The organism is Friedmanniella luteola (assembly GCF_900105065.1).
Taxonomy (GTDB): Bacteria; Actinomycetota; Actinomycetes; order Propionibacteriales; family Propionibacteriaceae; genus Microlunatus; species Microlunatus luteolus.
This window is the reverse complement of sequence record NZ_LT629749.1, coordinates 3571973-3594441: the sequence shown is the minus strand read 5'-3', so window position 1 is coordinate 3594441 and position 22469 is coordinate 3571973. Positions and strand designations below refer to the sequence as shown.

The window sequence follows — 22469 nt, the reverse complement described above, 5'->3', positions numbered from 1 at the left end:
AGGCCGCCGTGGTCACAGCCCGACCCGCTCCAGGGCGTCGTCGTAGGCCTCGAGGGCGTCGGTGCTGGAGAGGCCGCGGGCGACCGCGTCGGCGTAGACGCCCTCCAGGCCGCCGGCGAGCTCGGCGTAGCGGCGGTCCCAGTCGGCCTGGTCGTGGCGCCAGTAGCCGAGGACGACGTACTCCCGGGTGGTCAGCCCGCGCGCGTGCCGCAGGTGGCGGCGCAGGGCGCGGGTCTCGGCGGCCTCACCGGCGCACCAGACGTAGCCCGGCCCCGGCGGCAGCGGGAGGTCCCGCAGGGCGCGCAGCAGCCCGCTGGGACCGAGGCCGTTGCCGGTGCCGCAGAGCCAGCGGGTGCTGGCGGCGGCCGGCAGCGGCAGCCGGTCGGCCGGCTCGGGCACCTCGACCAGCGCGTGGCTGGGCAGCGGGCTGGTCTCGGTGATCCGGGCCAGCGCGGGGAGCGCCGTCAGGTCGGCCACCAGCAGCTGCCAGGTCGCCTCCGGCGGCGGCCGGTACCAGCCCATCGCCGCGGTCAGCAGGACGACGTCGCCCTCCGCCGCCCGCAGGGCCCAGGCCGAGCCGGGTCCGCCCTCGTGGACCACGACGTCGACGACCAGTGTCGCCGACGTCGGGTCGGAGGCCCGCACGGTGTAGCTGCGCTGCGCGGGGCGCCGCCCGGGGTCCAGGTGGTCCCAGCCGCCGTCCGCGTCCGGGACCGGGGTGTGCCGCTCGCCCGGCGTGGGCAGCACGAGGACCAGCCGCTCGTCGCCGACCCCGGTGGAGCGGAAGGCCGTGAGGTCGAGGAGGGCGTCGAGCGCGCCGGCCGGCCCGAACGTCACCCGGACCAGGTGCGGGCTCAGCCGTGCGGTGGCCCGCACCTCCGCGCGGTACAGGGTCAGTGGGGGCACGGGCCCACGCTAGGACACGTCGGGCCTGCGCGGGACGGCCGCGGCGCCGGCGGATCGCGTGCGAGGATGTCTCGGATGTCTTCCACCGCGAGCGACGCCCTCCGGCGCGCCCTGATCGACCGCGCGGTCGACGACCTGACGGATGAGCTGGTCGCCGTCCGCCGCGACCTGCACGCCCACCCGGAGATCAGCCACGCGGAGCACCGGACGACCGCCCTGGTGGCCGAGCGGCTGGAGCGGGCGGGGCTGGTCGCCAAGCTGCTGCCCGTCGGGACGGGCGCCTGGTGCGACGTGCTGCCGGCCGGCTTCGACTACGCCGACGGGCTGGTGGGGCTGCGCGCCGACCTCGACGCGCTGCCGATCAGCGAGCGGACCGACCTGCCCTTCGCCTCGACGGTGCCCGGCGTGGCGCACGCCTGCGGGCACGACGTGCACACCACGATCCTGCTGGGCGTCGGCCTGGTGCTGGCCCGGCTGCGTGACGAGGGCCTGCTCACCCGGGGCGTCCGGCTGATCTTCCAGCCGGCCGAGGAGACCAACCCCGGTGGCGCCGTCGACGCGATCGAGGGGGGCGTGCTGGCCGACGTCCGTGAGGTGTACGCGCTGCACTGCGACCCGCGCACCGACACCGGCCGGATCGCCCTCAAGGTCGGTCCGATCACCTCCGCCGTCGACCAGGTCCGGGTCACCCTCACCGGCACCGGCGGGCACACCTCCCGGCCGCACCTCACCCAGGACGTCGTCGGCGCGCTCGGCGCGCTGGCCACCCAGGTGCAGCTGCTGCTGTCCCGCCGGGTCGACCCCCGCAGCGGCGTCTCGCTGGTGTGGGGCCGGGTGCAGGCCGGCTCGGTGGCCAACGCGATCCCCAGCTCGGGCGAGATCGAGGGCACGCTGCGCGCCCTCGACGTCGCCGGCTGGCAGCAGGCCAAGGAGCTGGTGCCCGAGCTCATCGCGGAGGTCGTCCGGCCCTTCGGGGTCGAGGTCCAGGTCACCGTCAACGACGGCGTCCCGCCCGCGGTCAACCACGTCCGCGGCGTGCGCCGGCTGACCCGGGCCGCCGAGGAGATGCTGGGACCCCACGGCGTCACCACCACCGAGCAGTCGCTCGGCGGGGAGGACTTCTCCTGGATGCTGCAGCAGGTGCCCGGGGCGCTGGCCCGGCTGGGGGTCCGGCCCCCCGGCGCTGCCTCCACCGCGGACATCCACCAGCCCAACTTCGTCGCCGACGAGCGCTGCATCCCGGTCGGCCTGCGGGTGCTGGCCGACGTCGCCTCGTCCGCGGAGCGCCCCGGCATCTGAGCGGTCCGGCCCAGCCCGAGAGGCCCTCCGGCGATCCAGGGGACCGGCGGCCGTTTCCGGGTGCCGCCGGTGCGGGCCGGAGCCGGTACTGTTCCCCCCACGGCGCGACGAGGCAGCGGCACGAAGATGCCCGCTGCCCGCGCCCCCCACCGCACATCTGTCGCACCCTGGAGGTCCTCGGTGAAGAAGTCCTTGTTCGCGGGCTCAGCGCTCAGCGCTGCCGTCCTGCTCACCCTCGGCGCCTGCGCCGAGGCCCCCGGCACCGCCGACCCGGCGGCCAGCAGCAGCGCCAGCGCCAGCTCGGGCGCCAGTGGTGCTGCCGACTTCAAGGCCTGCATGGTCTCCGACTCCGGCGGCTTCGACGACCGCTCGTTCAACCAGACCTCATACAAGGGCATGACCGACGCCGCGGCCGAGCTGGGCATCGAGACCGGGCAGGTCGAGTCGAGCTCGGCAGCGGACTTCGCCGGGAACATCCAGTCGATGGTCGACGCGGACTGCAAGATCATCGTCACCGTCGGCTTCCTGCTCAGCGACGACACGGTCGCCGCGGCCAAGAAGAACCCCGACATCGACTTCGCGATCGTCGACAACAACGACCCCGAGGCCTACAAGGGTGTCGACAACCTGAAGCCGCTGGTGTTCAACACCGCCCAGTCCAGCTTCATGGCCGGCTACCTCGCCGCCGGCACCTCGCAGACCAAGAAGGTCGGCACCTTCGGCGGCGTGAAGATCCCGACCGTGACGATCTTCATGGACGGCTTCGCCCAGGGCGTCGACTACTACAACGAGAAGAAGAGCGCCGACGTGTCGGTCCTCGGCTGGGACGTCTCCAAGCAGGACGGCCAGTTCGTCGGCAACTTCGAGTCCGACACCGACGGTGGTCGGGTCGCCGGCACCCTGATCAGCCAGGGCGCCGACGTCATCCTCCCGGTCGCCGGGCCGGCCGGGATCGGCGCGCTGCAGGCCGCCAAGGCCAGCGGCGGCAAGGCGAACGCCATCTGGGTGGACACCGACGGTTGCGTCAGCGCCGAGACCTACTGCCCGCAGATCATCTCCAGCGTCTACAAGGGCATGGACGTCGCCGTCGCCGACGCGATCAAGGCGTCGCAGGACGGCAGCTTCTCCGCCGAGCCCTACGTCGGCACCCTGGAGAACGAGGGCACCGGGCTCTCCCCGTACAACCAGTTCGACTCCAAGGTCCCGGCCGAGCTGAAGACCGAGCTCGACCAGATCAAGGCCGACATCATCGCGGGCACGATCACCATCGAGTCCAAGTCGCAGCCGTCCTCCTGACCGCCAGCTCCTGACCGACCGGCCCGGTTCCGCCACCGCGGGGCCGGGCCGGCCGCGTCCGGGAGCCGCACCCGCCCCGTCGACCGTCGGGGTTCCCGACCCGTTGTGGAAGGATTCGTGCGTGACTGACCAGGACGCAGGCCTGCGCCTGCGCGGGATCACCAAGCGGTTCGGGACGCTCGTGGCCAACGACGCCATCGACCTCGACATCGTGCCGGGCGAGATCCACTGCCTGCTCGGCGAGAACGGCGCCGGGAAGTCGACCCTGATGAACGTGCTCTACGGGCTGCTGCAGCCCGACGAGGGCGAGATCACCATCGACGGCCGCCCGCAGGTCTCACGCAGCCCCAAGGAGGCGATCGCCGCGGGGATCGGGATGGTCCACCAGCACTTCATGCTGGTCGACGTCTTCACGGTCGCGGAGAACCTGGCCCTCGGCGACCACCGCCGCGGGCTCCTCAACATGCGTCAGGCCCGCCGTACCGTCGCGTCGCTGTCGGAGCGCTACCACCTCGACGTCGACCCCGACGCGCGCGTGGAGGACCTGCCCGTGGGCGTCCAGCAGCGGGTCGAGATCCTCAAGGCCCTGGCCGACGACGCGCGCTACCTGATCTTCGACGAGCCGACCGCGGTGCTCACCCCGCAGGAGATCGACGAGCTGATCGCGGTCATGCGTTCGCTGCGCGACGAGGGCCGCGCCATCGTCTTCATCACCCACAAGCTCCGCGAGGTCCGCGCGATCGCGGACAAGATCACGGTCATCCGCCGCGGCCAGGTCGTCGGCACGGCGCTGCCGAGCGACCCCGAGGCGCACCTGGCCGAGCTGATGGTCGGCCGGGCGGTCAGCCTCGTGGTCGACAAGGAGCCCGCGCGCCCCAGCGAGCAGCCCCGACTGGTGCTGCAGGGCGTCTCGGTGGCCAGCCCGAGCGGCCTGCTGGCGGTGCACGAGCTCGACCTCGAGGTCGCGGGCGGCGAGATCGTCTGCGTCGCCGGCGTCCAGGGCAACGGGCAGACCGAGCTCGCCGAGGCGCTGCTCGGCGCCGCACCGGTCACCGCGGGGACGGTCCACCTCGACGGCCGGCCGCTGGCCACCGGCTCCACCCGGGACACCATCCGGGCCGGCGTCGGCTTCGTCCCCGAGGACCGCAAGCGCGACGGCTTCGTGGGCAGCTTCACCGTGGCCGAGAACCTGGTGCTCAACCAGGCGGACGAGAAGCCGTACGCCCGCGGCATCGCGCTGGACCTGCCCACCATCCGGCGCAACGCCGAGGCCCGGGTCGCGGAGTTCGACATCCGCACCCAGTCCGTCGACACCCCGGTCGCCGCGCTCTCCGGTGGCAACCAGCAGAAGGTCGTGCTGGCCCGCGAGCTGTCCCGGCCGCTGTCGGTGCTGGTGGCCAGCCAGCCCACCCGCGGCGTCGACGTCGGCGCCATCGAGTTCCTGCACCGCCGGCTGGTGGAGGAGCGGGACCGCGGCACCGCCGTGCTCATCGTCTCCACCGAGCTGGACGAGGTGGTGGCGCTCGCGGACCGGGTCGCCGTCATGTACCGCGGCCGGATCGTCGGGACCGTGCCGCCCACCACGTCGCGGGAGGTGCTCGGGTTGATGATGGCCGGCGTGCCGACCGACGAGGCGCTGGCGGCGGCGTCGGCGACCACCCGGACCGAGGAGGACGAGGCCCTGGCCGCGTCCCTCGCGAGCACCCCCGAGGAGGCCCGGTGACCACCACCGGCACCCCGCAGGCCGCCAGCCCGGCGGCCGCGCCCCAGCCGACGGCCCGGCCGCGGCGCGGGATCCCCTGGACGGAGGTGGCCACCACGCTCGCCGCCTTCGTGCTGGCCTTCGCGGTCGGCGCCGTCTTGATGATCGTCTCCGACACCGAGGTCCGGCAGACCTTCACCTACTTCTTCGACCGTCCCTCCGACGCCCTCGCGGCCAGCTGGGAGAAGGTCGCCGGCGCCTACTCGGCCCTGGTCGAGGGCGCCCTCGGCGGCTACGGGCCGATCACCGAGACGACGGCGCAGGCGGCTCCGCTGATCTGCGCCGGTCTCGGCGTCGGGCTGGCCTTCCGGGCCGGACTCTTCAACATCGGCGCGCAGGGCCAGGCCATCCTCGGTGCGGTCGTGGCGGCCTACATCGGCTTCTCCTGGTCGCTGCCGCCGGGCGTCCACCTGGTCGTGGCCGTGCTCGGCGGCCTGGTCGGCGGCGGGTTGTGGGGCGGCGTCGTGGGCTGGTTGAAGGCCCGCTCGGGCGCCCACGAGGTGATCGTGACGATCATGATGAACTACATCGCCGCCGGCCTGCTGGGCTACCTGCTCACCACGACCGCGTTCCGGCGCCCGGGTCGGACCGACCCGATCTCGCCGCTGGTCGAGTGGAACGCGACGCTGCCGCGGCTGGAGGGCGGTCGGCTGCACCTCGGCTTCCTGCTGGCCCTGCTGGCCGCGGTCGGGGTCTGGTGGCTGCTGGACCGCTCGACCACCGGCTTCGCGATCCGCGCCGTCGGGGCCAACCCGCACGCCGCCGCGACGGCCGGGATGAGCGTGGCCCGCACGACGATCATCACCATGGTCGCCGCCGGGGCGCTCGCCGGTCTGGCCGGCGTCCAGGCGGCGCTCGGGCCGAGCGCCTCCGGGGTGCCGGTGCCGCTCTCGGCGGGCATCGTCGGCTCCATCGGCTTCGACGCCATCACCGTCGCCCTGCTCGGCCGGTCCCGCCCGCTCGGCATCGTGCTGGCCGGTCTGCTGTTCGGCGCCCTGCACGCCGGAGGGCTGGCCATGCAGAGCGTCGCCCAGACCCCGCTGACCCTGACCACCGCCCTGCAGGCGCTGATCGTGCTGTTCGTCGCCGCCCCCGCGCTGGTCGCGAAGCTGCTGCCGTTCCTGCGGGGCCGCCGGCTCCGACCCGTCGGTCCGGCAGCCGAAGGGGGTCTCGCGTGAGCACCGCCGTCGAGCCGACGGCCACCGGCTCCGGCGAGCCGGGCCGGGTCGGCCGCCCCGCCGTCGAACAGCGGGTGGAGTCGGCCGAGAAGCGTCGGCAGCGGCTCTCCACCGGCGTGCTGATCGGCGTGGTCGGCCTGCTGCTGCTCGTCGCCCTCGGCTCCACCTCGGGCCAGGCCCGCTTCGCCCTGTCCAACGCCTTCGACGAGGTGCAGCTGCCCACCGTCGCCCTGCCGGGGCTGGCCACCGTGGCGGGCTGCGCGGTGCTCTGCCTGCTGGCGGCCGCCGCGTTCCTGTCCGGCCGGCTCACCGGGCGGCTGCCCACGGTCGCCGGCGTCGTCGCCGGACTGGCCGTGGTCCTCGGCTTCCTGACCTGGGCCGCGGCCGGCCGCGACCTGCCGTTCCCCGTCAGCAACCAGTTCGCCGGCACCCTGGCGCTCGCCACCCCGCTGGTCCTCGGGGCCCTGTGCGGCGTGCTCTGCGAGCGCGCCGGGGTGGTCAACGTGTCCATCGAGGGCCAGTTCCTCACCGCCGCGTTCGCCGCCGCGGTGGTGGGCAGCCTGACCGGCTCGGTCACCGCGGCCATCCTCGCCGCCGTCGTGGCCGGCCTCGTGATGGCCGCCCTGCTGGCGCTGTTCGCCATCAACTACCTGGTCAACCAGGTGGTGCTCGGCGTCGTGCTCAACCTGCTGGCCGTCGGGATCACCGGCTTCCTCTTCGACCAGCTCGTGCAGCCGGCCTCGCAGCGCTACAACGCCGCGCCGGTGCTGGAGCCGCTGCCCATCCCGCTGCTGGAGAAGATCCCGTTCTTCGGCTCGGTCCTGTTCTCCCAGAACGTGCTGGCCTACCTGGCCGGGTTCGCGGTGCTGGTGGTCTGGCTGCTGCTCTACCGGTCCACGTGGGGGCTCCGGGTCCGGGCGACCGGCGAGCACCCCGAGGCGGTCGACACCGTCGGGATCAGCGTGCGGGCCGTCCGCTGGTCGGCCGTGCTGGCGGGCGGGCTCTTCGCCGGCGTCGGCGGCTCGTTCTTCACCCTGGCCTCGACCGGGGCGTTCTCCAAGGAGTTCACCGTCGGCAACGGCTTCATCGCCCTCGCCGCGGTCATCATGGGCCGCTGGCGCCCGGTGCTGGCCGCGCTGATGTGCCTGTTCTTCGGCTTCGTCACCCAGATGGCCTCCCAGCTGCAGACGCTGAGCACGCCGATGCCCAGCCAGTTCCTGCTGGTGCTGCCCTACGTCGCGACGATCATCGCCGTCGCCGGGCTGGTCGGACGGGTCCGGCCGCCCGCCGCCGACGGCGTGGCGTTCGAGAAATGAGCGCCCCGGACTGGGACCTGCTCCGGGCGCGAGCCCGGGAGATGACCGCCCGGGCCTACGCGCCCTACTCGGACTACCAGGTCGGCGCGGCCGCGCTGGTGGACGACGGCCGGGTGGTGGTCGGCTGCAACGTGGAGAACGCCGCCTACGGCGTCACCCTCTGCGCGGAGTGCGGGCTCGTCTCGGCCCTGCACGCCAGCGGGGGCGGCCGGCTGGTCGCGTTCGCCTGCGTCGACAAGCGCGGGCTGGCCCTGATGCCGTGCGGCCGCTGCCGCCAGCTGCTCTGGGAGAACGGCGGGCCGGACTGCCTCGTCGACTCACCCGCCGGCATCGTCACGATGGCGGAGGTGCTCCCGCAGGCCTTCGGCGCCGACCAGCTGGACGAGGTCGAGCGCCACCCCGGCAGCCACGCCTGAGCCCCACCCCCGACCCCTGAGCCGCGCACCGCGAACACCGACCACCTGAGGACCGTCATGACGCTCGCCCCCGACCTGCTGCGCTCGCTGCCCAAGGTCTCCCTGCACGACCACCTCGACGGCGGGCTGCGGCCCGCGACCGTCTTCGGGATCGCCACGGAGATCGGCCACCCGCTGCCCGCGGACAGCCCCGAGGCGCTCGGCCGCTGGTTCGCCGAGTCGGCCAACTCGGGCTCGCTGGTCCGCTACCTCGAGACCTTCGACCACACCATCGCGGTGATGCAGACGCCGGAGCACCTGCGCCGCGTCGCCCGCGAGTTCGTCGAGGACCTGGCCGCCGACGGCGTCGTCTACGGCGAGGCCCGCTGGGCCCCCGAGCAGCACACCCGGGGCGGGCTCAGCGAGGCCGACGCCGTCGAGGCCGTCCGCGACGGGCTGACCGAGGGCATGCTCGTCTGCGCCGACCGCGGGCACCGGCTGCAGGTGCAGCAGCTGGTCACCTCCATGCGCCACGTCGAGCCGTCGACGCGGATCGCCGAGCTGGCCCTGGCCTACCGCGACCAGGGCGTCGCCGGCTTCGACATCGCCGGCGCCGAGGACGGCTTCCCGGCCGAGCGCTTCCTGCCGGCCTTCCAGCTGCTGAAGCAGGCCAGCTTCCCGTACACGATCCACGCGGGCGAGGCGGCCGGCGTCGACTCCATCTGGGGCGCGCTGCAGGTGTGCAGCGCCAACCGGATCGGTCACGGCGTGCGGATCGTCGAGGACATCACGAGCAACGACGACGGCTCGGTGACGCTCGGCCGGCTGGCGGCCTACGTGCGCGACCAGCAGATCCCGCTGGAGCTGTGCCCCTCCTCCAACGCCCAGACCGGGGCCGTCGCCTCGCTGGACGCGCACCCGTTCCCGCTGCTCGACGGGCTCGGCTTCGTCGTGACCGTCAACAGCGACAACCAGCTGATGAGCGGGACCACGCTGAGCCACGAGATGGGCGTGCTCGTCGACCACCTCGGCTACGACCTCGACGGCCTGGAACGGATCACCCTCAACGCGGCGGCGTCGGCGTTCCTGCCGCACCCGCTGCGCGAGGAGCTGATCGACGACGTCATCCTCCCCGGCTTCGAGGCCGCCCGGGGCTGAGTTCCCGCCGACTTGCCAGACACCGGTGCCTGGGTCAGCTCGGTGCTGACAGCTCGGCCGGGGGGCGGGCCTCAGGTGCAGAGTCGCAGGACCGCGAGGGTGAGGACGCGGGCGCAGGTGAGCACCTCGGCGAGGGGGACGCGCTCGTCCGGGCCGTGCGCGGTGCGGATGTCGCCCGGGCCGTAGTGCAGGGTCGGGACGCCGGCGGCGGCGTAGAGGCGCAGGTCGCTGCCGTAGGGGGCGCCCCGTTCGCGGGGCGGGGGACCGCCGGCCACCGCGGAGTGGGCGAGGCCGACGACGTCGCGGAGCACGTGTCCCGACGGCAGGTGGCCGCCGGCGAACTGACCGCCCCGCCAGGTCACCACCGGCGGGTGGTCGCGCAGGAACGGGTCGGCGTCGGCGGCCTCGGCCACCGCGGCCTCCAGCTCCGCGCGAGCCGTCGTCGGGTCCTCCTCGACCCGCAGGCCGTAGCGGCCCTCGGCCACCAGCAGGTCGGGCACGCTGCTCGGCCAGTCGCCGGCGACGAGCCGGCCGACCGAGATCGGGTAGGCCACCGGCAGGTGCCGGAACAGCGGCTCGGGGTCGGCGTTGCGCCGCTCCTGCAGGGCGGCCAGCGCCCGGTGCAGGCCGAGGTAGCGGTCGATGGCGGACACCCCGACGTAGGCCGTGCTGCCGTGCGTGGCCACCCCCGGCACCTCGATCCGGAAGGTGAGGGCGCCGGCGTTGGCGGTCACCAGGTCCAGCCCGGTGGGTTCGGGGATGACGCAGGCCGCGCCGCGGTGGCCGCGCTGCAGGGTGGCGAACGCCCCCAGCCCGCCGTCCTCCTCGCCGACGACGCAGTGCACCGCGAGCGGCCGCACCAGCTCGGCCCCGCTGGCCCGGACCGCGGCGGCCGCCGCCAGCACGGCGGCCAACCCGCCCTTCATGTCGTTGCTGCCCCGGGCCACCAGGTCGTCGCCGTCGACGACGGGGGTGAACGGGTCGGAGCTCCAGGCGTCGAGGTCCCCGGGCAGGACGACGTCGACGTGCGCCTCCAGCACCAGCGCGGGCACCGGGTCCTCGCCGTCGCGGCCGCCGGTGGTGCCCACCAGGCCCCAGGCCTCGGCCCGCTCGGCCTCCTCCCCCGGGTGGTCGGGGTGCGCCCGGAGGGCGGCCAGGTCCAGTGGCCAGTGGTCGACCTCGTGGCCCAGCTCGGTGAGCCGGCGGGCCAGCAGCGCCTGGATCTCGACCTCGGCGTCGCTGCCGCCGACGCTGGGGACGGCGACCAGGTCGCGGAGCGTGGCGACGGTGCCGGCCTCGTCCAGCAGGGCGAGCGCGGCGGCCTCGGTGGCGGTGAGCACCGGCTCAATGTAGTGGCGCCGACGCCTAGGCTTCCCCCATGAGCTCACGCGTGCTGACCGCTGTCGCGTGGCCGTATGCCAACGGCCCGCGCCACATCGGTCACGTCTCCGGTTTCGGGGTCCCGTCCGACGTCTTCTCCCGCTACCAGCGGATGATCGGCAACGACGTCTTGATGGTGTCCGGCACCGACGAGCACGGCACGCCGATCTCGGTGCAGGCGGAGCGGGAGGGGATGACCACCCGGGAGCTCGCGGACAAGTACAACCGGGTGATCGTCGACGACCTGGCGGGCCTGGGGCTGTCCTACGACCTCTTCACCCGCACCACCACCCTGAACCACTACGCGGTGGTGCAGGAGTTGTTCCTCGGGCTGTGGAAGAACGGCTACGTCGTCCCGAGGACGACGATGGGCGCGGTCAGCCCGTCGACCGGCCGGACGCTGCCGGACCGCTACATCGAGGGCACCTGCCCGATCTGCGGCTACGACGGCGCCCGCGGCGACCAGTGCGACAACTGCGGCAACCAGCTGGACCCGGCCGACCTCATCAACCCGCGCTCCCGGATCAACGGGGAGACGCCGAAGTTCGTCGAGACCGAGCACTTCTTCCTCGACCTGCCGGCCCTAGCCGGCTCGCTGGGGACGTGGCTGGGACAGCGCACCGACTGGCGGCCCAACGTGCTCAAGTTCAGCCAGAACCTGCTGGCCGACCTGCGGCCCCGGGCCATCACCCGCGACCTCGACTGGGGTGTGCCGGTGCCGCTGGACGGCTGGCGCGACCAGCCGATGAAGCGGCTCTACGTCTGGTTCGACGCCGTCATCGGCTACCTGTCGGCCTCGGTGGAGTGGGCCCGGCGGACCGGGGACCCGGACGCCTGGCAGCAGTGGTGGGTGGACCCCGAGGCGCTCAGCTACTACTTCATGGGCAAGGACAACATCGTCTTCCACTCCGTCATCTGGCCGGGCATCCTGCTCGGCCACAACGGCGAGGGCGACCACGGCGGCACCGTCGGACCGCTCGGGCAGCTGCGGCTGCCGGACGAGGTCGTCTCCAGCGAGTACCTGACCATGAGCGGCGCCAAGTTCTCCACCAGCCGCAACAAGGTGATCTACGTCGGCGACTTCCTGCGCGACTTCGGCCCCGACGCGCTGCGCTACTTCATCGCCGTCGCCGGCCCGGAGACCACGGACTCCGACTTCACCTGGGACGAGTTCGTCCGCCGGACCAACTTCGAGCTGGCCAACGAGTGGGGCAACCTCGTCAACCGCTCGGTCTCGATGGCGCACAAGAACAACGGCGCGGTGCCGACTCCGGGCACCCTCACCGACCTCGACCAGACGCTGCTGGCCACCGCCCGGGGCTCCTTCGACGTCGTCGGCGAGCTGCTCGGCCGCAACCGGCTCAAGGCGGCGATGAGCGAGGCGATGCGGGTCGCCGGGGCCGCCAACAAGTACCTCTCCGACGCCGAGCCCTGGAAGCTCAAGGACGACCCGGAGCGCCGGGACACGGTGCTGCACACCGCCCTGCAGGTGGTGAGCGACGTCAACACGCTGATGACGCCCTTCCTGCCCCACGCCGCCCAGAAGGTGCACGAGGCGCTGGGCGGCGGCGGCGTCTGGGCGGCGCAGCCCGAGGTGCGCGAGGTCAGCGAGGAGGGCGGCCCGGACTACCCCGTGCTGATGGGGGAGTACGCCGCGCAGCAGGCCCGCTGGGCCAGCACCCCGCTGGAGCCCGGCCGCCCGCTGCACAAGCCGACCCCGCTGTTCCCCAAGCTCGACGAGAAGCTGGGCGAGACCGGACCCGACTGGGCGCCGATCGGGTCCTGAGGCCGGCGCCGAGCCGCGTCGCGGACCGTCAGCCCGGACCGGGCAGCTCCAGCCGGTGCACCCGGGCGGGGCCGTCGACGCGCCAGTGGCTGGTGGGTGTCGGGTAGGCCCGGGTCGTCAGGCTCCGGCCGTCCGCCGCGAACGCCTCGACCAGGCTGCCGTCGACCAGCACGCGGACCGGTCCGCCGGCGCCGAACGCGGCGTCGAGCACCGGCTGCTCGCGGTCACCGTCGGCGAGGGTGAGCCCGACGGGTCCGTCGGCGAGCACCTCGAAGGCCGCCGCGGTGACGGGCTCCGCGGCCGGCAGCACGGCCGAGCGCAGCGCCGTCAGCTCCCGGGCCGGCCGGACGCCCACCGCGTCCCCGACCAGCGTCAGCTCGCGCGGGAAGGTCAGCACCCCGGCCCAGCCGGCCGCCGCCACCTGCTCCGGCGGCCGGTCCAGCTCCCAGGCCCAGCCCCAGAGCAGCACGCGGTCGCCGTCGGGCAGCAGCTGCGGGGCGTAGAACGCCGGCCCCGCGTCCAGGACGCCGCCCGAGGCGGCCACGAACCGCAGCCCGGCGCCGGCCGGCTCGAGGTCCCCGACCAGGGAGCGGACCCCGGCCAGCTCACCGACGCCGTCGCCGGACGCCCGCCACAGGGAGAGCACCAGCACCCAGCGGCCGTCCAGCGCCACCAGGCTGGGGCACTCCCAGATGTTGGCCGGCGCGACCGCCGCCGCGACCGGGTCGTCGTCGTCCAGCAGCGGGCCGAGCGGCTCCCAGTGCTGCAGGTCGTCGCAGGCCCAGTGCAGCAGCTGCGGCCGGCCGTCCCGGGTCGGTCGGCCGGCGCCCTGCACGGCGTACCGACGGCCGTCGACGGTGACCAGGAACGGGTCCCGGACCTCGGTGACGGTCGGGCCCTCCGGGGCGGGGACCACCGCGGTGGCGGCCTGCTGCCAGTGCCGCAGCGTCCGGTCGCTGGTGGCCAGCAGCACCTGGCCGTCGGACGCCTCGGCCGTCACGGCGGTGTAGACCGCCGTCGGCACCCCGCCGTCGTCGACGACGCAGCCGCTCCAGCAGCCGGCGGCGTCGGGGCGGCCGGGTCGCGGCACCAGGGCCAGCGGCTCCTCGGTCCAGTGCAGCAGGTCGGGCGAGCTGACGTGCCCCCAGGCGATGGCGTCGTGCACCGGGGCGGCCGGGTTGTGCTGGAAGAAGACGTGCCAGGTGCCGTCGACGTGCGCCAGCCCGTTCGGGTCGTTCAGCCAGCCGCGCCGCGGCCGCCCGTGCAGCCGCGGGAAGGTCGGGTCGGTCCCGACCCGCGCTCGATCGGCGGGGTCCGGCACGGGGGTCTCCGTTCGTGGTCGGTGGGGAGGGCGTGGGGGAGGTGGGTCGGCGGTCTATCCCGTGAGCCGGCCGGCGAGCTCGAGGGCCCGCCACGGCCGGACCGGCTCCCGCCCGTGGCCCGGGTCGACCCCGACGAGGCGGCCGCCGTCGAGGGTCGTGGTCGCGTGCTTGGCCTCCTCGTCGAGCCGGGTGACCCGGACGAGGTCCGCCGGCACGCGGAACCTCAGCTGGCGCCAGTCGTAGACGGAGCTGTGGCCGTGCACCTGGCTGAAGGGCAGCCGGCGGTCCGCCCAGCCCGGGACGAGCTCCGTCGCCGCCGCGGCCCAGACCGGTCCCGCGGCGCGGGCCGGGCGCCGACCGGTCAGCATGTGACCCGGCCGGAACAGCTCGGCCTCGTGCTCCCCGGCCAGGGCGTTCAGCAGCCGTCCGGCGTCCCGGACGTCCTCCGTCCCGCCCAGGACGTCGCGCCAGAAGCCGGTCGTCAGCCCCGCGTGGGTCACGAGGTAGCTCTCCTCGGCGGTGGTCACCGCGGCCGCCACCCGCATCAGGCCGGAGGACCACCAGCGCCGCAGCGTCGCCCGCCCCGCGGCGCCGAGCCGCTCGGGCCAGTCGAACAGCGGCTCGGCCAGGTACTGCGCCTCGTGGTTGCCGACCAGCTGCACCCACTGGCCCGGCTGGGTGCGGAGGAGGTGGTCCACCAGCGCCAGCACGCCTTCGGAGTCCGGGCCACGGTGCACGAGGTCGCCGACCTGCACGACGGTGAGGTCGTCCGGCAGCCGGCCGGACACCGGGTCGGCCCCCAGCCGCACCAGCTCGGCGGTCAGCTCCTCCAGGTGGCCGCCGAGGTCACCGACGACCGCGACCCGCCCGGTGCCCGGAGGTCCGCCACCCCCGGGGACGGTGCTCTCGGGACCGGGGCTCGCGGGAACGGTGCTCACGGGGGCGGCGGCGAGGCCCAGCCCTCGACGGGGACGTACTGGGCGACGTTGTCCATCCGGCGCTGCACCGAGGCCACCTCGCGGACGGCCTGGGCGATCACGCTGCGGTCGAGGGGGGACACCTGGTCCATCCGCAGCACGTCGGTCGGCGCGACGCCCCGCTGGTGCTGGCGCACCTGGTAGCGCAGCCGCAGCCGCTGCAGCACCTCGAACACCTCGACGAGGGTGTCGCCCTGCGCCTGCGGCAGCATCGCCGAGCCCGACGCCGCGCGCAGCCGCTCCGGCGTGGACAGCGCGGCCGACCCGACGCTGAGGCTCGCCCAGCGGGCCAGGTTCACGATGGGCAGCACCGCGTGGTCCTTGACGTCGAACCGGCCGCTGCGCCGGCTGAGCAGCCGGGCCGGCGGCTGCTTGGCCCGGCGGGACAGCGACTCCTGCAGGAGCAGGCGCATGGTGCCCGGGTGCCGCCGCAGGTCGGCGAAGACCGCTGCTGCGGCCGGCAGCCCGGGGTCGCCGTGGATCGGGCGGGCGTCGACGAGCAGCGAGGTCATCACCGCCCCCTGGTCCTCCGCGGGCCGGGCCAGCCACCCCTGGGCCGCCTGCCGCCAGGCGCTGTGGGTGCGGGCGAAGGGTGGCCGCTCGGCGTTCGCGCCGTGCTCGTCCCCGTTGATGCCGGCCCGGGCCAGCACCCGGCCGACCTCGGCGAAGGCCGCGCGGTAGCGCTCCAGCTGGGCCGGGTCCGTGGCGTCGTCGAAGGCGACGGCCGAGTCGACGTCGGAGCTCAGCACCGCCTCCCGGCGGCCGTGGCTGCCCAGGCTCAGCCAGGTGAAGGCGTCCACCGACAGGTCCGGGTGCTCCGCCATCACCAGCGTCAGCGCCCGCCGGACGACGGCGTCCAGCAGGGCCGAGTGGACCGCCACCACCCGGCCCGAGGCCAGGCCGCGGTTCAGCAGGTCGGCCAGCACCCCCGGGATGGTCCGGGCCCGCACCTCCAGCTGCTCGGTGGACGCGGCCCGGCGCAGCTGCTCGTGCACCGAGACCCCGGCCGTGGTGGGGGAGACGGTGAAGTCGCGGGGGGAGACGACGCCCCGCAGCACCCCCGCACGGTCGGTGACCAGGAGGTAGTCCGCCTCACGGTCGAGCATCAGGATCAGCGCCTCGGCGGCCGAGTCGCCGAGCACGGCGGTGGGCGTGCCCGGGTCCATCACCTCCCCGGCCGGGGTGGCGTCCGAGCGGCCCTCGACGAGGACGCGCCGCCGGAGCAGGGCGTCGGTGATCAGCCCGTAGCCGCCGTGGCCGTCCCGGACGGCGGCGTACCCGGCGTCGGCCTCGCTCATCAGCCGGGCGGTCTCGGCCACCGTCGTCGTCGGGTCCACGACCACCGGCGGCCGGACGATGAGGTCGTCGACGGTGCTGTAGGCGGGCGCCGCGGCCGCGGGCCGGCCGGCCGAGGAGACCTGCTCGGCGAGGAAGCGGGCGCCGGTCCGGGAGGCGAACGCCGGGGCGACGGTCGAGCCGGGGATCCGGGCGACGGTGGCGTCGCTGGTGGCCACCGCGCGGGGACCGACGGCCCGCTCGGTCAGCATCGAGGAGAACCCGAACACCCCGCCCGGGCCGAGCACCTCGTCCGCCGGCCCGGTCAGGGCGTCGGCGTCGTTCCACAGCTCGACCCGGCCGGCGATGACGAGGAACACCTCCCAGGTGGGGTCGGTGAACGCGTCGTGCACCAGCTCCCCCCGGGCGAACCGCCCGATGCTCGCCGCGGCCGCCACCGCCTCGAGCGTCTCCGGGTCCAGGGAGTCGAAGGGCGCGTACCCGGCGAGCAGGGCGGTCAGGTCCTCCGCGGTGCCCGTCGCCATGCCGGAACCGTACCGGTCAGACGCCCGGCGACGGCGGGTTGGGGATGGCGTAGCCCGAGGGGCCGACCTCCTTCTTCAGCGACCGCTCCCACGACCCGTCGGCGATGTACTGCTTCAGGGCCGCGTTCACCTTCGTCACCATGTCGGGGCTGCCCTTCTTGACCCCCACGCCGTACAGCTCGTCGGAGAAGCCCCTGCCGACGAGCCGCAGGACCCCCTTGTACTGCTTCTGGGCGGCGTAGCCGGCGAGGATCAGGTCGTCGGTGGTGACCGCGTCGACCTCGCCGTCGGCCAGCTTGGTCACGCAGTCGGAGTACCGGGGCAGCTCCTGCAGGCTGATCTTGCCCCGGTACCGCTCCTTGACCAGCTGGGCGGAGGTGGTCCCCGTCACCGAGCACAGGCTCCGGCCGTTCAGCGTGTCCGGCCCGGTGATGTCCTCGTCGTTGCGCCGCACCAGCAGGTCCTGGTGGGCGACGAAGTAGGGACCGGCGAAGTCGACCTGCTGCCGGCGCTCCTCGGTGATCGAGTACGTGGCGAACACCAGGTCGACGGAACCGTCGGCGAGGAGCTTCTCGCGGTCCGCCGGCTGGGCCTCCACCCACGTGATGCCCCCGGCGGGGACCCCCAGCGCCTTGGCCACGTACGTGGCGGTGTCGACGTCGAAACCCGCGTAGCCGTCGCCTGACTTCAGGCCGAGGCCGGGCTCGTCGAAGGAGATGCCGATCTTCAGGGTGCCGCCGCTGGAGGCGCCCGGGACCAGCGACGGCTCGGCGGCCGGCCCCCCGCCGGAGCTGCAGGCGGCCAGCAGGGTGACGGTGAGCCCGGCGACGGCTGCGGTGACGACCGTCCGGTGAACGTTGGCGTGCATGGTCTTCCTTTCCCAGATCCTGTGAGTGGGAGCGAGCGCTCAGACGACGGCGTTCTCGTCGGGTTCCAGGTCGTCGGCGCTGACGTCGCGGCCGTAGGTCGGGCCGTCGTCGGACCACACGGCCCTGAGCCGGTTGCCGGTGTTGGCCACGACCTGGGGCTTGACCACGCGCCAGCCGATCTCGAGGGCGAGCGCGAGGACCGGGATGCCGAAGACGACCACCAGGAAGGTGGTCTTGTGCAGGAAGTAGGGCGAGGACTGCCAGCCCGAGACCGCGAGGCCGACCAGGACCAGGACGAGGAAGACCAGCCCGATGATGCTGGTGTAGGGGTGGCCGGGCATCTGGAACGGGCTGGCCGGGATGACGCCCTTGGTGACCAGCTGACGCAGCCGGAGCTGGCACAGGAAGATCGTGCCCCAGGTGAACAGGACGCCGATGGCCGCGGCCTCGAGGGCGACCTCGAACGCGTTGGGGATCAGGAAGTTCAGCACCGCGCCGAAGACGAAGACCACCGAGGTCATGAGGATGCCGGCCCACGGGACGCCCTGCTTGCTCATCTTGAGGGTGAAGGCGGGCGCCTGCTTGGCCATCCCGAGGCTGCGGAGCACCCGGCCGGTGGAGTAGAGGCCCGAGTTGAGGCTGGACAGGGCGGCGATGATCAGGACGACCTGGATCGCGGTCCCCATCCAGCCCAGGCCGAGCCGGTCGAAGACGGTGACGAAAGGGCTGATGCCGGCCTTGTACTCGCTGGTGGGGAGCATCGAGACGAGCAGCAGGATCGAGCCGCAGTAGAAGACGGCGATCCGGAAGATGACCGCGTTCACCGCCTTGGGCACCTCGCGGTCGGAGTCCTCCATCTCCCCGGCCGCGACGCCGACCATCTCGATGGCGGCGTAGGCGAAGACGACACCGGACATCACCAGGATCGGGCCGTACCAGTTGAAGTCGCCCGAGGAGGGCCAGAAGCCGCCCGGGTTGGACCACAGGTTGGAGAAGCCCGCCTGGTGGCCGCCGATGTCGAACTGCCCGATGACGACGATCAGGCCCACGACGAGGAAGACGACGATGGCGCCGACCTTCGCGATCGAGGCCCAGAACTCGAACTCCCCGAAGGCCCGGGCGGACAGCAGGTTGATCACCAGCACGACCGCGAGCGCGATCAGCACGGTGGCCCAGGTGGGCATGGTGGGGAACCAGTACTGGACGTAGAGACCGACAGCCGACAGCTCGGCGATGCCCGTCAGCGCCCAGTTGAGCCAGTAGAGCCAGCCGGTGATGAAGGCGGCCCGCTCACCGAAGAACTCACGCATGTAGGAGACGAAGGCTCCCGACGTGGCCCGGTGGAGCACCAGCTCGCCGAGGGCCCGCATCAGGAAGTAGGCGATGACGCCCACGAAGGCGTAGCTGAACAGCAGGGCCGGGCCGGTGCTGTGCAGCCGCGAGGCCGAGCCGAGGAACAGGCCGGTGCCGATCGCCCCGCCGATCGCGATCATCTGCACGTGCCGGCGGCCGAGCGTCTGCTTGTACCCGACCTGCTCGGCGTTCAGCGAGTCGTGAGGGGCGTCGTGCGGGGTTTCCGTCTGGGTCATGGCATCTCCCTCGAGTGGACGACGGGGTGGACAGGAGCGGGCGGCGCGGGGCGCCGGGGTGCGCCGGCCACCGGGGTGGGGGCGGGGCGGGGTGGTGCGCTCATGCTGGGCCTTCCGCTCGGGGCAGCGGTCGTGACGGTCGTGGTGGGCCCTGCACGGTCGGCCGCCTGCGCGCCGCCGTGGACTCACCGTAGCCATCGCGTCGCCCGCCAGATGTCCGGCCGGTGACGGTGATGTTAAGCCTCACTATGGACGATGCGCCGCGGCCGGTGGGAGCGGGTCGCCCACCGTCGCCGGGTACCGTCGGGGCAGCACCGCCGACCACGAGGAGACCCGTCATGGGCTGGGCCCGCACCGAGAAGAAGGCGCTGGTGGACACGCTCCGCCGGACCGACCCCGACGCCCCCACCCTCTGCGAGGGCTGGGACGCCAAGCGGCTGCTCGCCCACCTGGTGCAGCGCGAGCAGGACCCGGTCGGCGGGATCGGCGACGTGGTCGGGCGGGCGGAGCCCGGGCGGGAGAAGCACCTGGGCAGGCTCGCCGAGCCCGCCGCGACCCCGGACGGCTACGCCGGGCTGATCGACCGCTTCGTCACCGGCCCGCCGCGCTGGTCGCCGATGAGCTGGGCCTCGGAGCAGGTCAACGTCCTGGAGTACGCCATCCACCACGAGGACGTCCGCCGTGGTGGGGGAGCGGGTGCCGCCCGCACCCTCCCCGCCGCGCAGTCCGACGCGATCTTCCGGCAGGTCCCGCTGACGGCCCGGATGAAGCTCCGGCGCTCACCGGTCGGGGTGGTCCTCGCCCGGCCGGGCGGCGCGCCGGCCGTGGTGCGGTCGGGCAGCCCGTCGGTCACCCTCACCGGGGAGCCGCTCGAGCTGGCGCTCTGGGTCAGCGGACGCCGGCAGGCCGCCCAGGTGCAGCTCTCCGGACCGCCGGAGGCCGTCGAGCGGTTCGAGGGCTGGCTCGGCCGCTCCTAGCCCGCCCGCCGCTCGGCTGGTCGGGCCGGTCGGGTGGGCCGGTCCGGGTGGGCCCGGGTTCGGACGGGCCACGGGTTCAGACGGGCTCGGGGCGGGTGGCCGCGGCCAGCGCCGCGGTCAGGCCTTCCCGGGTCAGCCGGGGGCCGTAGCCCGGGGTGCCCGGCTCGATCCGCCAGGTGTCGGCCAGCGAGTCGACCTCGACGACGTCGAACCCGATCTCGTCGACGAAGGCCGCCACCTGCTGCCGGGCGGTGGCGTCGTCGCCGGCCACCACGAGGGCGCGCCGGTCCGCGGTGCCCGGCTCCGTGGCGTCACCGGTGATGGCCAGCGCCCCGATGTGGTTGAAGGCCTTGACCACCCGCGCCGTCGGCACCAGGTCCGCCAGCAGCTGCGACGAGGTGGTCCGCTGCTGGTCCAGCGCGACGACGTGGCCGTCGCGCGACGGGTAGTAGTTGTTGGTGTCGATGAGGGTCCGGCCGGCCAGCTCGGCCAGCGGCAGGTCGCCGATCGCCCGCAGCGGCACCGTGACCACCACGAGGTCGCTGGCCTCCGCCGCCTCCGCGGCCGTGGCGGCCCGCGCGGCGTCGCCCAGCTCCGCCACCAGGTCGGTGAGCGTCGCGGGACCGCGGGAGTTGCTGATCACCACCGTCCAGCCGTGCCGGGTCGCCGTCCGGGCGAGCGCGCTGCCGATGTGACCGGCGCCGATGATGCCGAGGGTCCGTGCTCCGCTGTCCGTCATGCCCGGGGGAACCGCGCGGCCCCGTCCGGCATTCCCGTCCGCGCCCGGCTCAGACGGGGATGCTCCAGGTGAGCAGCAGCCCGCCCTCGGGTGACGGCCCGAGCTCCAGGTGCCCGCCCAGCTCGGTGGCCCGCTCGCGCAGCCCGGCCAGGCCGCTGAGCTCGATCTCCGCGGGCAGGCCGTCGCCGTCGTCGCTGACGGTGACGGTCAGCCGCCGTCCGTCGGTGACCAGCCGGACGGCCGTGGAGCTGGCCTCCGCGTGCAGGGCGATGTTGGTGACCGCCTCTCGCAGCACCGACTCGAGCACCTCGGCGACGTCCTCGCGGACGACGGAGTCCAGCGGGCCCTCCACCTGCAGGGTCGGGGTGAAGCCGAGCACCGGGACCAGCTCGGACAGCACCGCGATCAGCCGCGGCCGGAGCGAGGCGGTGGCGGCGCGAGGGGTCTGCAGCTCGAAGATCGAGGTGCGGATGCTGCGGATGGTCTCGTCGAGGTGGGTCACCGTGGTCCCGAGGCGGTCCCCGACGACGGGGTCGTGCACCGAGCGCATCGCCCCCTGCAGGGTGAGCCCGACGGCGAAGAGCTTCTGCACGACGTGGTCGTGCAGGTCCCGGGCGATGCGCGCCCGGTCCTCCAGCACCGCGAGCTGCTGGTGCTCGCGGCGGGATCCGGCCAGCTCGAGGGCCAGCGCCGCCTGCCCGGCGAAGCCGGTGGCCATCTCCACGTCCAGCGCGGTGAAGGGGACGGGGGCCGTGCGGACGACGACGATGGCCCCCTGCACCTCCTCGGCCCCCCGCAGGGGCAGGGCCATCACGTCGCTCGCCGCGATCAGCGGCCGGACCTGGGTGTAGATGCCGCCGAGCTCGTCGTCGGCGTCGCGGGCGAGCACCCCGTGACCGGCCTGCATGGAGCGCCAGGCGATGCTGCCGTCGACGCGGTACCGCATCTGGTGCAGCTGCTCCGAGCCCTGCCCGCAGGCGACGGCCACCTCGAGCATCTCCGGCTCCGCCGGGTCGGGGACCACGATGCTGACCAGGTCGGCCGGCGCCAGCCGCTGCACGGTGGCGGCGATCTCCCCGAGCACGTCGTCCGGGTCGACGTCGGCGGCCAGCAGCCGCTGGCTGATCTCGGCGGAGGCGGTCAGCCACTCCTGCCGGCGGTGGGACTCCGCGTAGAGCCGGGCGTTCTCGATGGCGATGCCGGCCGTCGCGGCGAGGGCCGTCACCAGGCTCTCGTCCTCGGCGCTGAACGGACCACCCCCCAGCCGGTTGGCGAGGAACAGGTTGCCCGAGCTGGTGCCGCCCGAGCCGACGGCCACCCCGAGGAGGGAGCGCACCCCGACCTCCGGCGCCGCCGTCCCGGCCCCCCCGGGGAACCAGCGACGGACGGGGAGCGCGGACCCGGGGACGACGCCGGACAGGCCGCCGGCCGGGCCGTCGCCGGCGGGGGCGTCCAGACGCCGGTCGGTGCCGCTCTGGATGAACTGCTCGAGCTCGCCGCTCGGGCCCACCACCTCGAGCACGGCGTACTGCGCCTCCACGACGGTGCGGGCCGACTCCACGACGAGCCGCAGCAGGCTGTCCAGGGAGAGCTCGGCGACGATGGCGCGGTTGGTCACCACCAGGCTGCGCAGCCGCTCCTGGATCCGGCCGCTGGCTGCCGACTCCGTGCTGGTCATCCATGGCTCCCGGGTTCGTCCT

At 74.2% G+C, this 22469-nt stretch carries 18 protein-coding genes; 9 read left to right on the top strand and 9 right to left on the bottom strand.

Translation table 11 applies throughout. From position 1 onward, the window contains the following. Positions 1-12 precede the first annotated feature (12 nt). Positions 13-906: a siderophore-interacting protein gene (locus BLT72_RS16910; protein ID WP_091414286.1), complete on the bottom strand. Its 894-nt coding sequence runs from the start codon at positions 904-906 to the stop codon at positions 13-15. 75 nt (positions 907-981) lie between these two features. On the opposite strand from BLT72_RS16910, the gene BLT72_RS16905 reads away from it, so the two are divergent. From BLT72_RS16905 to BLT72_RS16875, 7 genes are all read left to right on the top strand, one after another. Continuing rightward, positions 982-2205, top strand: coding sequence for an amidohydrolase (locus BLT72_RS16905; protein ID WP_091414284.1), 1224 nt, complete (start codon positions 982-984; stop codon positions 2203-2205). A 180-nt stretch (positions 2206-2385) separates the two neighbouring features. Then, positions 2386-3501, top strand: a complete 1116-nt coding sequence (locus tag BLT72_RS16900) for a BMP family lipoprotein (RefSeq protein ID WP_231930107.1) — start codon at positions 2386-2388, stop codon at positions 3499-3501. Between the two features lie 121 nt (positions 3502-3622). Beyond that, positions 3623-5224 (top strand): ABC transporter ATP-binding protein, encoded by a 1602-nt coding sequence (locus BLT72_RS16895; protein WP_231930105.1) that lies wholly within the window; start codon positions 3623-3625, stop codon positions 5222-5224. Then, complete coding sequence (locus BLT72_RS16890) at positions 5221-6441, top strand: ABC transporter permease (RefSeq protein WP_425349213.1); 1221 nt, start codon at positions 5221-5223, stop codon at positions 6439-6441. Before BLT72_RS16895 ends, BLT72_RS16890 begins: the two co-directional genes overlap by 4 nt. A gap of 74 nt (positions 6442-6515) precedes the next feature. Beyond that, the gene (locus BLT72_RS16885; RefSeq protein WP_342587404.1) at positions 6516-7757 is read left to right on the top strand and encodes an ABC transporter permease; all 1242 of its coding nucleotides are present in this window, start codon (positions 6516-6518) and stop codon (positions 7755-7757) included. Next, positions 7754-8173: a cytidine deaminase gene (locus tag BLT72_RS16880; RefSeq protein WP_091414276.1), complete on the top strand. Its 420-nt coding sequence runs from the start codon at positions 7754-7756 to the stop codon at positions 8171-8173. Before BLT72_RS16885 ends, BLT72_RS16880 begins: the two co-directional genes overlap by 4 nt. A 57-nt stretch (positions 8174-8230) precedes the next feature. Beyond that, complete coding sequence (locus BLT72_RS16875; RefSeq protein ID WP_091414274.1) at positions 8231-9310, top strand: adenosine deaminase; 1080 nt, start codon at positions 8231-8233, stop codon at positions 9308-9310. 71 nt (positions 9311-9381) lie between these two features. Here the strand turns inward: BLT72_RS16875 and BLT72_RS16870 are convergent, their stop codons facing one another. Then, entirely contained in the window at positions 9382-10650 is a 1269-nt protein-coding gene (locus BLT72_RS16870) for an ArgE/DapE family deacylase (protein ID WP_091414272.1), read from the bottom strand. 38 nt (positions 10651-10688) lie between these two features. On the opposite strand from BLT72_RS16870, the gene metG reads away from it, so the two are divergent. Next, entirely contained in the window at positions 10689-12476 is a 1788-nt protein-coding gene (gene metG / locus BLT72_RS16865) for a methionine--tRNA ligase (protein WP_091414271.1), read from the top strand. Positions 12477-12504: 28 nt separating this feature from the next. On the opposite strand, the gene BLT72_RS16860 is transcribed toward metG, so the two are convergent. The 5 genes from BLT72_RS16860 to BLT72_RS16840 are packed head-to-tail and all read right to left on the bottom strand — an operon-like array spanning position 12505 to position 19053. Next, positions 12505-13797, bottom strand: a complete 1293-nt coding sequence (locus BLT72_RS16860) for a glycoside hydrolase family 32 protein (RefSeq protein WP_091414269.1) — start codon at positions 13795-13797, stop codon at positions 12505-12507. Between the two features lie 54 nt (positions 13798-13851). Further along, complete coding sequence (locus BLT72_RS16855; RefSeq protein WP_091414267.1) at positions 13852-14736, bottom strand: metallophosphoesterase; 885 nt, start codon at positions 14734-14736, stop codon at positions 13852-13854. After that, positions 14733-16595 (bottom strand): putative nucleotidyltransferase substrate binding domain-containing protein, encoded by a 1863-nt coding sequence (locus BLT72_RS16850; RefSeq protein WP_091414266.1) that lies wholly within the window; start codon positions 16593-16595, stop codon positions 14733-14735. The genes BLT72_RS16855 and BLT72_RS16850 overlap by 4 nt, the downstream gene beginning before the upstream one ends. A 16-nt stretch (positions 16596-16611) precedes the next feature. Next, positions 16612-17463: a glutamate ABC transporter substrate-binding protein gene (locus BLT72_RS16845; RefSeq protein WP_091414264.1), complete on the bottom strand. Its 852-nt coding sequence runs from the start codon at positions 17461-17463 to the stop codon at positions 16612-16614. A 39-nt stretch (positions 17464-17502) separates the two neighbouring features. Further along, positions 17503-19053, bottom strand: coding sequence for an amino acid permease (locus tag BLT72_RS16840; RefSeq protein WP_197677073.1), 1551 nt, complete (start codon positions 19051-19053; stop codon positions 17503-17505). 338 nt (positions 19054-19391) lie between these two features. Here BLT72_RS16840 and BLT72_RS16835 point away from each other — a divergent pair, with 338 nt between their 5' ends. Beyond that, entirely contained in the window at positions 19392-20030 is a 639-nt protein-coding gene (locus BLT72_RS16835) for a TIGR03085 family metal-binding protein (protein ID WP_091414262.1), read from the top strand. 76 nt (positions 20031-20106) lie between these two features. Here BLT72_RS16835 and BLT72_RS16830 read toward each other — a convergent pair whose 3' ends face one another. Beyond that, positions 20107-20769 (bottom strand): NADPH-dependent F420 reductase, encoded by a 663-nt coding sequence (locus tag BLT72_RS16830; RefSeq protein WP_091414260.1) that lies wholly within the window; start codon positions 20767-20769, stop codon positions 20107-20109. A 49-nt stretch (positions 20770-20818) separates the two neighbouring features. Further along, positions 20819-22447 (bottom strand): GAF domain-containing sensor histidine kinase, encoded by a 1629-nt coding sequence (locus BLT72_RS16825; protein WP_091414258.1) that lies wholly within the window; start codon positions 22445-22447, stop codon positions 20819-20821. Positions 22448-22469: the final 22 nt, after the last annotated feature.